Annotated in this window: 12 protein-coding genes; 8 read left to right on the forward strand and 4 right to left on the reverse strand. The window is 50.2% G+C overall.

All coding sequences use genetic code 11. The features are described from left to right. Window positions 1–256 precede the first annotated feature (256 nt). Window positions 257–574 carry a thioredoxin family protein gene (locus ACSR9A_RS09830; protein ID WP_056032253.1) on the reverse strand — a complete coding sequence of 106 codons (318 nt, stop codon included), beginning with the start codon at window positions 572–574 and terminating at the stop codon, window positions 257–259. A gap of 153 nt (window positions 575–727) precedes the next feature. Here ACSR9A_RS09830 and ACSR9A_RS09835 point away from each other — a divergent pair, with 153 nt between their 5' ends. Further along, window positions 728–1366, forward strand: a complete 639-nt coding sequence (locus tag ACSR9A_RS09835) for a transmembrane-type terpene cyclase (RefSeq protein WP_473757080.1) — start codon at window positions 728–730, stop codon at window positions 1364–1366. A 15-nt stretch (window positions 1367–1381) separates the two neighbouring features. On the opposite strand, the gene ACSR9A_RS09840 is transcribed toward ACSR9A_RS09835, so the two are convergent. Next, entirely contained in the window at window positions 1382–2374 is a 993-nt protein-coding gene (locus ACSR9A_RS09840) for an alpha/beta fold hydrolase (protein WP_473757082.1), read from the reverse strand. 239 nt (window positions 2375–2613) lie between these two features. Continuing rightward, a complete protein-coding gene (locus ACSR9A_RS09845; RefSeq protein WP_473756984.1) occupies window positions 2614–3981 on the reverse strand; it encodes a sensor histidine kinase in 1368 nt (455 codons plus the stop codon). Between the two features lie 177 nt (window positions 3982–4158). Between ACSR9A_RS09845 and ACSR9A_RS09850 the strand changes: the two genes are divergently transcribed. From ACSR9A_RS09850 to ACSR9A_RS09870, 5 genes are all read left to right on the forward strand, one after another. Further along, a complete protein-coding gene (locus ACSR9A_RS09850; protein ID WP_473756985.1) occupies window positions 4159–4443 on the forward strand; it encodes an AbrB/MazE/SpoVT family DNA-binding domain-containing protein in 285 nt (94 codons plus the stop codon). 2 nt (window positions 4444–4445) lie between these two features. Continuing rightward, complete coding sequence (locus ACSR9A_RS09855; RefSeq protein ID WP_473757084.1) at window positions 4446–4796, forward strand: type II toxin-antitoxin system PemK/MazF family toxin; 351 nt, start codon at window positions 4446–4448, stop codon at window positions 4794–4796. A gap of 505 nt (window positions 4797–5301) precedes the next feature. After that, a complete protein-coding gene (locus ACSR9A_RS09860; RefSeq protein ID WP_473756986.1) occupies window positions 5302–6534 on the forward strand; it encodes an SWIM zinc finger family protein in 1233 nt (410 codons plus the stop codon). After that, window positions 6531–9557 carry a DEAD/DEAH box helicase gene (locus ACSR9A_RS09865; RefSeq protein WP_473756987.1) on the forward strand — a complete coding sequence of 1009 codons (3027 nt, stop codon included), beginning with the start codon at window positions 6531–6533 and terminating at the stop codon, window positions 9555–9557. Before ACSR9A_RS09860 ends, ACSR9A_RS09865 begins: the two co-directional genes overlap by 4 nt. A 121-nt stretch (window positions 9558–9678) precedes the next feature. Next, entirely contained in the window at window positions 9679–10566 is an 888-nt protein-coding gene (locus ACSR9A_RS09870) for a hypothetical protein (RefSeq protein WP_473757086.1), read from the forward strand. A gap of 96 nt (window positions 10567–10662) precedes the next feature. Here ACSR9A_RS09870 and ACSR9A_RS09875 read toward each other — a convergent pair whose 3' ends face one another. Then, window positions 10663–10875 (reverse strand): TM2 domain-containing protein, encoded by a 213-nt coding sequence (locus ACSR9A_RS09875; RefSeq protein ID WP_473756988.1) that lies wholly within the window; start codon window positions 10873–10875, stop codon window positions 10663–10665. A gap of 208 nt (window positions 10876–11083) precedes the next feature. Between ACSR9A_RS09875 and ACSR9A_RS09880 the strand changes: the two genes are divergently transcribed. Beyond that, window positions 11084–11695: a TetR/AcrR family transcriptional regulator gene (locus tag ACSR9A_RS09880; RefSeq protein WP_473756990.1), complete on the forward strand. Its 612-nt coding sequence runs from the start codon at window positions 11084–11086 to the stop codon at window positions 11693–11695. A 40-nt stretch (window positions 11696–11735) separates the two neighbouring features. Next, a complete protein-coding gene (locus tag ACSR9A_RS09885) occupies window positions 11736–12953 on the forward strand; it encodes an MFS transporter (RefSeq protein ID WP_341280564.1) in 1218 nt (405 codons plus the stop codon). Window positions 12954–13124: the final 171 nt, after the last annotated feature.

The following is a 13124-nucleotide window of genomic DNA, read 5'->3' on the forward strand; positions in this document are numbered from 1 at the left end:
TTCTAGTATACCCGCTTGATTCTCCTTCATCGTAATGGAGAGCCGCTTATTTTCCTACCGTTGTTTATTTCAGGTGATGTCTGTTTTTTTCAGGTTAAAGACAAGGTGAAACGGCCGAAAGCCGTCCTTTGGCGGCGCAGCGCGTTTCATTCCGAGAAATATAGAGAAAAGATGGGAAAATCACATCCTTTCCTATATTTTAAAAAAGGGTACATCGCAGCATGCTCCGATGTACCCTTTTCATAAATGTAAATAGCTACTCATCCTCTTTCAGCAGCTTGTAAAGATAATCGACAGAGCGCATCGCGTATTCGAACCGCTGCGGCTCGCCGTCCTTCACCAGCACCAGACAGGGGACGCTCGTAATTTTCCAAGCCTCGCGCAGCTTGGGCGCGTAGTTGATGTTGATTTTATACATCGTCGTCGGCACTTCCGCTGCCTGAACGATGTCCAGCATCCGCTCGGCTACCTTGCACGTTCCGCAAAAAGGGCTGGAGAACAGCAACGCATCCTTCCCATTGCCGATTCGTGCCAGACGCAGCCACTCATCCTCTTCGATTTCATAGATTGCCATACGTTCGTCCTTCTTTCCTTGCTCTGGCTGCATATGTGCCTAACAGCACCCGGCCAGCTTCGTTGCCTTCTATTTTAACATAAGACATAGACGAGCAGCCGCCAACATACGTTTTTATAACAACCGTTTTTGGAAAGGATGCGATGAGGCTTGATGGACCTGCTGCTGCTGCTCGGAATGGCGTTTTTTTGGACAATCACCTATCTGCTTATTATTTATCAAGGCTTTAAGGACCGCACCTGCGGCATGCCTTTGGCTGCACTCTGCGCCAACCTGACGTGGGAGCTGCTGTTTGGCTTTCTCATGCCATTCAATCCGCTTCAGCAAATCATTACAATCGTCTGGTTCGCGCTCGACATCATCATTTTGCTGCAATTTTTGTATTACACCCGCAATGACTATTCGCCGAAAAAAATAACGGTCATCGTCAGCGCTCTGCTCGTTACCGCGTTTCTGCTGCATTACGGCGTCTCGGTCGAATTCCATGACCCGGAGGGCAAATATACCGCCTTTGGCATCAATCTGATGATGTCGATCCTGTTTATTCAAATGCTGTTCCAGAAGGACCTGCTAGGGCAGTCCCGTTTTATTGCTTGGGCGAAAATGCTCGGCACCCTATGCGCCTCCGTGCTCAGCTACAAGCTCTATCCGGATTCGCTGCTGCTGATGATCATGTACGTCCTTATTTTCCTTTTTGATGTTGGATATATTTTACTCGTACAAAGCCGTTCGGTGAAAATCGTACAGCGCCCCGGCGCAAAACAGGGCAATACGCAGCAGCTTGTTACCTAGCACAATAGAAATCATCTACTTGTCTTGTTTTATTTGTTCCTTGAACATCCTGAGGTTTTCAACGATTTCTGCCGAATGAGTACGATATAAATAGTGATCCGCTTCAAATAACACTATTTTTCCATGAACAGAATTCTTAATTTGCTTCTCATGCTCCGGTATCCATCTATCCGTTACGGGATGATTCGCTTGGATAAAGAAAATAACGGGAAGAGCTTTTGGGAAGGTTAAATGCTCTGCTGCTTCAAAATTAGCATACATATTTCCGGCCTCATTTAATTGATTGGCATTATAAATGTTTTTGCGAATGAGTATTTTTAGTTGCTCTTTTGTTTGATCATCATATGGCAATTCAGCATAAGGATCATCGCCTAACTTCAATTGCAATCTGGCGAAGCCTGATTCTCTAAGCAGGCTAAGCGTCTTTAATATGGAGGACCCTATCTTCTGCTCTTTTAGCGTCGGGACACTGCTGTCGAGCCCGACAAATGCGCTCACTTCACTTGGATATTTGTTCACATAATCTAAGCTGTATAATCCTGAAATGGAGTGGCCCATTAAAATATAACGATTGATTTGAAGGCTCTGCAGCACTTCATGAATTTCACTTACAATATTGTCTGTGCTTCGTTCCTTGTCGGTTAGATCACTTAATCCATAACCAAATGGCTCAACTACGACGACTTTGTAATAGGGTGACAGTTGTTCAATTAGCGGCTTAAAATCAAGTGCTGGCGCAGCCGTCCCATAACCCGGAAGGAGCACAATGGTTTCTTCTCCTTCTCCATAAGTCGATACATTCATATATTTCCCATCTACAGTTACAGACTGGCCATAAGGTAATAATTTCGCTTGCTCTGATTTGCTGCTGAACAGATCAATGAAAAAAACGACGGCTATAAAAACAACAATGGCTATAACTACGATTGCTAATCCTTGAAGTAAATTGCGAAGCCATTTTTTCATTCTGCTGGCTGGCTTTTTATCTGCTGCTGTATCCTGCTCCATGTTGCTTACCTCTCGTCTTTCCACTTGCATCTTCTCCTATCTTCATCTCTTGATTGGGCTGCCTTTAAGATTCGTTAAGGAGAGCTTACACGACGAAGATGTACTCTACATGCCGGCAGGATGAACGGAGTATGAACGAGCACAAAAAAAGCCTGCGTCATCATAGGCAAGAAGCTTGCACCAGATGACGCAGGCATAGGAGAAGTGAGGTGACCACTTTAGGATAAAGGATAAGCCCCTTATTCAGTCAGCCTTGTGATGGGCAAGGTGATGATGAAGGTGGTTCCCAAACCCGGTTCGCTTTCCACTCGGATATCGCCTTGATGAAGCGATATGATCTGTTTAACGATGGCCAGCCCCATACCACTGCCTTCATATTTTCGACTGTGGGAACGATCCGCCTTAAAGAAACGCTCGAATATTTGCTTCTGATCCTCTAGCGAAATACCAATACCGTTGTCTGATATTCGGACGGTAAATTGTTTGCTGTCTTGTTTGATGCTGACTTTAATTATGCCGCCCTCCTTGGAAAATTTGATGCTATTGCCAATAATATTGGTCCATACCTGATTTAGCTGATCATGATCAGCCGTTAGCATAGCTGGCTTCAAATTAAGCTCAAAATGGATGCTGCGCGCTGACCATTGCGGCTGGATCGCGACGATAACTCGCCTTATCTGTTCATCAAGACTGAGCGTTGCCAGCTGCAGCTGCTGTGACTGTGATTCGAGCAAGCTTAGCTTGAGCAGATTATCGCTCATCTTGGACATTCGCTTCGCTTCATTGATAATAATATCGAGATAACGGCTGCGCTCATTAGCTTCAATGCCTTCTTGCTTGAGCGCTATAGCATACCCGGATATCGAGGTGAGCGGCGATTGCACCTCATGCGACACGTTCGTTACGAATTCCCTGCGCATCTGCTCCAGCCGCTGCAGATCATGCATCATTTCTTCGAAGCTGCGAGCCAACGCACCTAATTCACCCGTCTGCTTAATATTCAGCTTGACGTTGAAGTCTCCAGCTGCTATCCGCTTGGTCGCTTTTGTCAGCTTGTTAATCGGCCTTACGATGAAAAAGGAGGCAATTAGAACAAATAAGCTTCCTGTAATTAACGAATACGCTGCAATATTTAGTCCCCATTTTATGACAAATGCGGTGGACGGAGGGGAGAGCGACTCCACGAACATCGCTTTCATTCCCATATCTGTGTTCAAAGGAAATCCAATGTAGGCAACCGTAACACCTTCCTTAATGCCTTGAGCCGGTTCTCCATCTAGTACTTTTTTTACATGTTCCGCCGTTATAGCAGCAGGCTTGTGTCCGCCCAGCGCTCCGAAAGACTGGAATCGATCCGTTGCTTCATAAATTCGAATATGATAGGAATTGAGCTGCTTCATTTTACTTACTAATTCGTCCGCTTCACGTGACGGAATGGTCTCGTAGATCGAGGTGATGTCCTGTCCAAAATTACGCAAAAGAATTTGCGAGTTTTCGTTTAATTGATCTTCAAATAACCAAGTTGCTGCCAAAAAAGCAATGATCGTGCTCCCAATCACGGACACTAAAAATATCAGGACTACACGTGTATATAATGATTTAATCATTTTTGCACCTCAAGTCGATAGCCAAGCCCACGAACCGTTTCAAGTTGAAAAATAGTAAGCATCCGATCCCTCTTTCCCTGTTTTGCATCCTACTTCAGTAGTAATCATTATACTACTACAGCAAGGAGATTTAATAATTGGATTTAGGCGCCTTTCTTTCGGTCATCGAGTATCCGATTGTCGGAAGATGTATATCCTGAGTATATACATGATAAATGGGGAAACAGCAGTGCTGTCCGCATTCCGAATCAGCTTCTTAAACGTCTGAATTTGGAGGAGGGCGCTGAAATCGAATTGGTCATTACTCCTGATAATGAATTGCTGCTGCGTCCTATGAAACAGCAGCAAGAAACGAATGAAGAGCTGCGCACTCATTTAAAGCAACTCCTTGCTAAAATCCAGCCCGCTTCCCCACGGCATGAGGAATTCGATGTTGGCATTGAAGGAGACGAGCTCATTTGACGATACCTATCCCCCAGCGCGGCGATTTAATATGGCTGGATTTTGATCCCCAAGCAGGGCATGAGAAAGCCGAGTATGAGAAGGCTGGGAGAAGACCCGCTCTTGTATTGTCTGAAGCTGATTTTAACGAAAGGACAGGCTTTGCCGTCGTGTGTCCCATTACAAGCCAAATCAAAGAATATCCGTTTGAGGTCGCGCTGCCTGGCGGTCTTGCTTTCTCTGGGGTTGTCCTGACCGAACAAATGAAAAGTCTGGACCTGCAAAAACGGAAAATCAAGATTATGGGCAGCGTCCCTGTAGATTCTCCTTTCATGAAGGCTGTTCTGCGCAACACGCGCTCTATACTGGCCTAAAACATATATAACCGTCAATCGCCGCGCCCCTAAGCATTAGGAGCACGGCGATTTCGTTTGAACGAGCGATTTGCCAACTCTATTTTTATTCGCGTATAGTTAGGGTTAGAAACATGGTGAACGAACAAGAGCAGCTTACTCGTGCACTCGGTCAGCTCAGCTCAACTCAGCTCAATGATTCTCCATTTTGAAGGACTGACATTCCGCTATTCCAGCGATTTTCATGTTTTCAACTGCTGCGCGGACAGAGAAGCCGTTATGCCGCCTCCTATCGCTTCAAAAAGGAGGAATAGGGACGATTAGCGAATTCTGTGTCCGCCAACACGGCCAAAAACCGTTTTTGCAGGGAATAACGGCTTCTGTGTCCGCCAAAATTCCTACTCATCCAAATACATAAAAATGGTTAACCATAATTGCCTATACCTCGCACTTTTTGAAGAATGGAAGCGGAATGAAGCTAGCCAACAAGCCCGCCTTCAAGAAATGACTCAGGAGATTGATTCGAATGATGCCTATAGATAAAAAGAACGAGCGAAAAAAAAACGACGCACTCCAGCAGCTTCCTACGCTGCCGATTTCGGAGTGGCGAAAATGGCTGCTGCAATGCTTGGAGCCGCTGGCCGCACAAACGAGAAACAGCGACTATGCCAGCCGCGCAGCTGAGCTTATTCAGCAATCGCGGCCAGCTTTTTCCCCTGCGATGAAATGCCTGTTCGAGCTGCACAGCTTCCTGTTTATTATGGAGCAGCTGCATACGGGCACGTTCGTCGGCTACCATACGCGAGTCGCGATGGAGGATGTGCAGGGCAGCATCAGCAAGCTGTTCGAGCAGTCGCCGGCGCTCGCTGATGCCGAGCCGGCGTTTTGGGACCGCCTGGCAGAAACCGCGGCGGATTTGCGTGGAAGACTGCTCGCGGAGGAGCGGTATGCGGATTATTTTTCACCTGTGTATTATGCGCTTTGGAGAAAATGGCTCTATCCGCGCCTGCCGGGCAGCCCGCTGCTTGCAGAGGAGCTTGCACATTTAGAGGCGCTGAAGCCCCAGCAGAAAATCGCCCAGACCCGCTATCAATGGATGTTCGCCAAATGCTGGCTGTGCTTTCTGCTAGGCCGCGACGAGGAGGCGCAAGCGCTGTTAACCGCGCTGGGCCGCAAATCCAAGCTGCGCATTCATGATTATTATGCCCTGCTGGATGAGCTGGAGCAGCGCAAGGAGTGGCATCGCCTGCTCCACTGGCTGAAGCAAACGGCGAGCTTGCTGGCGGAGCATCATGGCGTGCATTTGAACGCTTTTTTCGCCTATTGGGATGCGGTGCTGGCGGAAATGCCTCAGGAGGAGGAAGCGATGTGGGAGCAGTTACTGCTCCTGCTGCCCGCCTCGCGCTCCATCTATGCAGACAAGCTTCATCATTATGAAAAATGGCAGGAGTGGATCGACTACCAGCTCAGCGAGAGCATCGACCCACTGTATTATCGCGTCGCCATGTTCGCCCCGATCGAGAAGCACGCGCCTGAGCTGCTGCTTCCCTTCTATCATCAAGCCGCCGAGCGTTATGTCCTGCTGAAAAACAGGGACGGCTATAAATCGGCGGTCAAGCTGCTGAAGCGATTAGCGAAGCTGTATAAAAAACGCAAGGACGAGGCGGGCTGGGAAACGTTCATCACCGCTTTCGCTGGGCGCTACAGCCGCTTGCGGGCTTTACAGGAAGAGCTGCGAAAGGGGAAATTGCTGTCATGAGCACAGAGCTGACGAAGAGCCCTTTATGGACGACGATAACGGTACATTTGGCTTTAACCGATTTTGGCGATGCGCTGCTGTATGCGGTGGACGACCGCCAGGATCTGCTTTCCGGCGTTCGCCTTAAGCAAAGCTTATTCGCTTGGCATGCAGCCACCACCTATGGGACAGACCTTGAAATTCGGCAAATGGAGCAGGTAGAGCTGGTCGTGCTTCCTGCTGAGCATGTGCTCCCCTTCTTTGCCGAGCAGCGCCTGCTGGCGCATATTCATTGGGAATGGGACGAGCAGTCGACTGCGCTCATCCGGCTCGCGCCATTGCTCCGCGAGCACACGGAGGCTAAGCGCTACTTGCCGAGCCACTCCGCATGGCGGGCCGGACAGCTGCAATGGGTGTGGGACGGCTCTGCTTCGGCGGAGCTGGCAAGCGAGCTTGCACTTGCTGAGGAGAAAGTGAAGGACGGCCGCCTGTCGAATGGCTTTCTGGGCATGCTGGAGGCTGCTTTCTCGGCGGCGGTGTTCCAGCGCTATTATAACAGTGAAGCAGCTTCCGCCGATTTGCGCGCGGAATATCCGCTGCTGTTCGTAAAGGAGAAGGCGATCTTCGCTGGCCTTGATCCGTCCGGCTGGCTGATGGCCGTCGGCTGGAAGGCCGACCATGCGCCGTTCCGCCCCATGCTGCAGCTGCTTGAGCCGGGCGAGGAAACCGATGAGGCGTGGCAGCTGCGGCTCGTGCTGCAGGACAAGCTGGACCCGTCGGTGCTGCGGCCCGTGAGGCTGTCGCAGCATGGCGATGTCGCCGGAGAGGTTCCGGCGGCTTGGGTTCATGCTGTGCAGGGTCGATCCACCGGATGGCTGGATCATCTGCGCGCCAGTCTGCCTGACGAGCATTTGGCAGGCGAGAAATACGATGTGCTGAGAGTGCCGCTCAGCAGCGATACGGTTTGGCGTTTCCTGACGGTGGGCAGCAACCGTCTGCTCGAGGCGGGCTGGCAGGTGCTGCTCCCTGCCTGGTGGGAAAGCGCCCGCCGCAAAAAGCCTAAGCTGCGCGCCAAGGTCAAGGAAGAGGAAAACCCGGCGAAGGGTCGCTCCTTCTTCGGGCTCGACGCCATTATCGAATTCGATTGGCGCGTATCCGTCGGCGATCTCACCCTTACGGAAGCGGAGTTCGCGGAGCTGCTCGCCCGTCAGGAGCGGCTGCTGCAATTCCGCGGGCAGTGGGTGACGCTCGATCCCGGCCTGCTGGAGCAAATCAGCAAAATGATGAAGGGCATGAACAGCGCCCAAGGACTCTCCTTTCAGGATGTGCTTCAGCTCCATCTGCTTTCGCGGAAGGACTACTTCGCCCGCAAGGAAGAAGACGCAGAGGCATCGGCGGATGAGGCCGAGGATGAGAACGAGCAGCTGCGGCTGGAAGTCGAGCTGAATAGCTATATGCAGGAGATGATGGATCAGCTCGTGCAGCAAAAAGAGGCGCCACCTCTCCCCGTTCCTGCGGGCTTGCAAGCGACGCTGCGCGCTTATCAGCAGGAGGGCTACTCGTGGCTTGCTTTTATGCGCCAGCTTGGGCTTGGCGCTTGTCTCGCCGATGATATGGGCCTCGGCAAGACGGTGCAGCTCATCGCCTACCTGATGCAGATGAAGGAAACGGGCGGCGCTGGCCGTGCAGCCGCACTCATCATTTGCCCGACCTCGGTGCTCGGCAACTGGCAGAAGGAAATTAGCCGCTTCGCGCCATCACTGAACGTCATGCTGCATTACAGCAGCAAGCGGCTGACGGGCGACGCTTTCTACGAAGCCGCCAGCGCGGCGGATGTTATACTCACATCGTTCGCGACCTCCATGCTTGATCAGGAGCTGCTGCAAGGCCGCACATGGGAAGCGATTTGCCTCGATGAGGCGCAAAATATTAAAAATGCGCAGACGAAGCAGGCCGCCGCCATTCGCAGTCTGCCCGCCAAGCATCGCATTGCGCTGACCGGAACGCCGATTGAAAATCGGCTGAGCGAGCTGTGGTCGATCTACGATTTTATGAATCCCGGCTTTCTCGGCAGTGCGCAGGGCTTTCAGAAGCGCTTCGCTACACCAATCGAGCAGGAGCAGGACCCGGAGCGCATTGTCGATTTGCAGCGGCTGGTCAAGCCGTTTATGCTGCGCCGCAAAAAGAAAGATCCGGCGATTCAGCTTGACCTGCCAGATAAGAACGAGATGAAAACGTATGTTCATCTCACCGCCGAGCAAGGCGCACTTTATACGCAAACCGTCAACGAGCTGATGGCTAAGGTGCAGCGGGTGGAGGGCAACAAGCGCCGAGGCGCGATTTTGTCCGTGCTGACGCAGCTCAAGCAGATTTGCAATCATCCCGCTCTGCTGGAGGATGGAATGCCGCTAGAGGTAATGGAAGCGGAAATCGCCAGCGGCACGACCGGCGCCGAGGCTGCAATGGAGTCGCTAATCAGCCGATCGTCCAAGCTGGAGCGGCTGATGGCGATGGTGAAGGAGCTGCGAGCCGAAGGCGAGCGCTGCCTTATTTTTACGCAATATATCGGCATGGGCCAACTGCTGCAGGGCGTACTGGAGCGGGAGCTTCAAGAACGGGTTCTTTACTTGAACGGCAGCACAACCAAACTAACTCGCGACCGAATGATCGAGCGTTTTCAGTCCAGCACGCTGCCTGCGGCTGAGCAGCCGAACGTCTTTATTTTGTCGATTAAAGCTGGCGGGGTCGGGCTTAACCTGACGGCGGCGAATCATGTGTTCCATTTCGATCGCTGGTGGAATCCCGCCGTGGAAAATCAGGCGACCGACCGTGCCTACCGCATGGGGCAAACCCGCGACGTTCAGGTGCACAAGTTCATTGCGCTCGGCACGCTGGAGGAACGTATCGACGAAATGCTGGAATCAAAGCAGAAGCTGAGCGAAAATGTCATATCCAGCAGCTCCGAGACGTGGATTACAGAGCTCGACAACGCTGCGCTCCAACAGCTCGTTACGCTGAAGCAGGACTGGGCAGGAGAAGCTTAGGCGGCTTCGCGCCGCCAGCACCATGGACGCACAGTAGCCAAGATGCTGGACGGCCCGCTTTTATGCTAAACTGGTTGTACCTAAAACAATTTAGCCGGAATGACGGAAAGGCGGGAATATGATGGAGTATGCGTTTGTAATTGAACCGCAAAATTACCAGCCCTTTGAGAATGATGAGGAACAGGTAGAGAAATGCCAGGAGTGGGGCTTGCTCTCAGGGAAAGCCAGCAAAACAAAAACCTTTTATTATAAAGGCCACGGTCTGAATATCGTTTGCAGCATCATCGGTTTCGTCGATAAAATGACCGCCGTCATACAGCTGGGCAACGATCAGCTGCACTGTATCCACCCTTCGTATTTGAAAGAAATGCAAGCGGCAAGTTATGGCGCGAAGCATGCGGCTGGTGTTGAGGCTGACGAGACTAATGAGGAAACAACAAATAATGAAACAGAAGCTGTTGAAGCCCAAAATGTAGAAAACGGCACTAACGTTAGCAGCGACTCCGCAGCCACTGGGGAGAGCGATACAGGCGCTGCCAAGACGGTCGAGGAAATGCTGGCGGAAGCAGGCTTTGCTATCGATTCGGTCGAAAGTGCAGCAGCGATTCCAGAGGCAGTAGAGGAAACGGACAATTCCAGCGATAGTGACAAGGCTGAGCAAACGGAAGAAAAGCCGAAAAGCAAAGCCAAAAAGGAAAAAGCGCCGAAGCTTGAGCTGCCGGAGGATAAGGTGAAAATGATCGCGACCGTTAAGGAGTTTACGACGGTGCCGAACCATTTTTCCGATAATGATGATGAGGTTGTCATTTATGAGGCTTTGTCTATCACGGAACAAGGGACACTTGTGGGCGAGGCCTGGTCCAGCCACAGCGCCACGCTCAAAAAGCAGGAGCTGGAAATTGGCGATGTCATCACCTTCGAGGCTAAAATCGTCGCCAAAAAGCTGACCAAGCATCCCGTCGCTTACAAAATCAACAACCCGGCGAAAATTAAAAAAGAAGAGGCTTGATTCTAATTTTCGCTTCAACACAGCCTACTTAAATACGCGGACGCAAAAACAGAGCTCATAGGAGCTCTGTTTCCCTTTTTACCTATAAAGTGATTATTATGCTTTAATTTGACGGCCTTCCGAATCTTTAAATGCGCCGCAAACAATCATAATAAAATCAATGAGCGTCCAAAGTCCAAAACCACCTACTGTTAAAATCATCAAAATGCCGGTACCCACTTTTCCCACATAAAAACGGTGAATCCCGAAAGATCCCAAAAAGAAACATAATAACAATGCTGCTACAAAAGATTTATCACTCTTTACCACTTGTAAATCCCTCCATTATATATTCTACTCTTCCATTATCGGCATTTGGTCAGAAATTCTTTACATATAAAATGAAAATGTTAATAAAATATTTGGTATTTCCTCAACTATAAAGCCTTCTTCATCTCTCATTTGCATTTTCCCTTTATATTTTGGTATTATTATAGAACGAACGTTCAGTATAATTAAGAGAAAGGGGCAGCGCCTCATGAATAAGAAACAGCTGCAAAGCGAGCAAACGAAGAAGAAAGTCGCAAGCGCCGCACGGGCGCTTTTTGCCCAGAAGGGCTATAAAGGAACTTCGATTGAAGATATTGTAGAGGCGACCGAAAGCAGCAAGGGCAATATTTATTACCATTTTAAAAGCAAGGAGGGCTTGTTTCTCTATCTATTAGAGGAATGGGATTTGGAATGGGAGCAAAAATGGAACGAGCAGCAGGCGCGCTACGAGACGTCCACCGAAAAGCTGTACGCCATCGTCGAGCAAGGTGTGATGGATGATTTCAGCCACCCGCTTACGAAAGCGGCTGATGAATTTTTCAATCATGAGGAGAAAACCACTGAGGTGGAGAAGCGAATGACGGTCATGATCGACCGGCATTTGGAATTCAACAAACGCCTTATTCAGGAAGGCATTGACCGAGGCGAATTAGAGCCGATGCAGGTTGAGCATTTGGCGATCATATTGGAAAGCTTGTTTTTCGGCTTGAATCAATTGTCCAGACGCTCCTATGCGATGGATGAGGTTTTGACCATTTACAGAACCGCTGTAAAGGTCGTCCTTCACGGCATCTCAAGCTCCAAGCGCCAGCAAACTTAAATATTAATACAACCTAGATCAGGGTGAAAGGATTTTAACCATGTCATTATTACTACGGAATAGAGGAGCTATACTCCTTCTGATGGGCAATATTTTGCTCGTATTTACAGGCATCGGGCTCGTGATTCCCGTTATGCCTGCCTATATGCGAGAGCTGGATTTGAACGGAAGCATACTAGGCTTCATGGTAGCGGCCTTTTCCTTAGCCCAATTATTATTTTCACCGCTTGCAGGCAGACTCTCCGATTCTATCGGCCGAAAAAAAATGATCGTGGCTGGCGTAACGCTGTTCGCCCTCTCGGAATGGATGTTTGGCGCGGTCAGCGAGCCATGGCTGCTGTTTGTTTCTCGCATACTTGGCGGAATCGGGGCCGCATTCAGCATGCCTTCGATTATGGCCTACGTCGCTGACGTTACTAGCAACGAAGAACGCGCCAAAGGTATGGGCTACATCAATGCCGCGATTACGACCGGGTTTATTATTGGCCCCGGCATTGGAGGTTATTTGGCCGAATTTGGCGTACGCGTACCGTTTTATGTAGCGGGCATCGCCGGCGGTGTGGCCGCCATTGTTACAATGCTGGTTCTGCCAGAATCCAAGCCGAATTCCGCTCCAACGCCTGCCGCTTCAGCACTCTCTAAGACCTCGGCTTCGGCTGGTGAACCCAGCTTTATGTCCCAGCTGCTGACGTCTTACAAACAGCCCTACTTTTTCAGCTTAATCATCGTGCTTGTCGCCTCGTTCGGGCTTGCGAACTATGAGACGGTATTCGGCTTGTACGTTGACCATCGCTTCGGGTTTACAGCAACCGACATCGCGTTTATTATTACGTTCGGCTCCATCGCGGGCGCGGTTGTACAGGTAACGATTTTCGGCTGGATTTTGAATCGGTTTGGCGAGCAGAACGTCATTACGTGGTCTTTGTTTATAGCGGGTCTATTCGTTCTGCTGATGCTGTTGACCAACAACTACTGGATGGTATTCGCGGTCACCTTCTTCCTGTTCCTGTCTGTCGATATTTTGCGCCCGGCCATTGGCACCCAAATTTCAAAAATGGCCAATGACCAGCAAGGCTACCTCGCTGGCTTGAACTCCGCTTTTACGAGCTTAGGCAACATTCTCGGACCGATCACTGCGGGCGTACTGTTTGATATGAATATCAATTTCCCATACGCCTCCGCTGGTATCGTGCTTCTTCTGTGCTTCCTTCTGTCCATGCGAGCAGGGAAAAAGAAACGGGCACCGCTTCGCGGCTAACGCCGCTCATCGCATGTATGCAGCAGCGGTTCCGCTCAGCATCGACCTTGTCATCAAAGCAAAGCAAAAGCAAGCTGCCGCTTGCTGTGAAGCATGGCGCTTGCTCTCTCGCACACTATGGGCGGGTTTTGGCTTAATTGCCAAAGCCCGCCCTTTTTCATTAAGGAATAT

The organism is Paenibacillus sp. R-74696 (genome assembly GCF_055814915.1).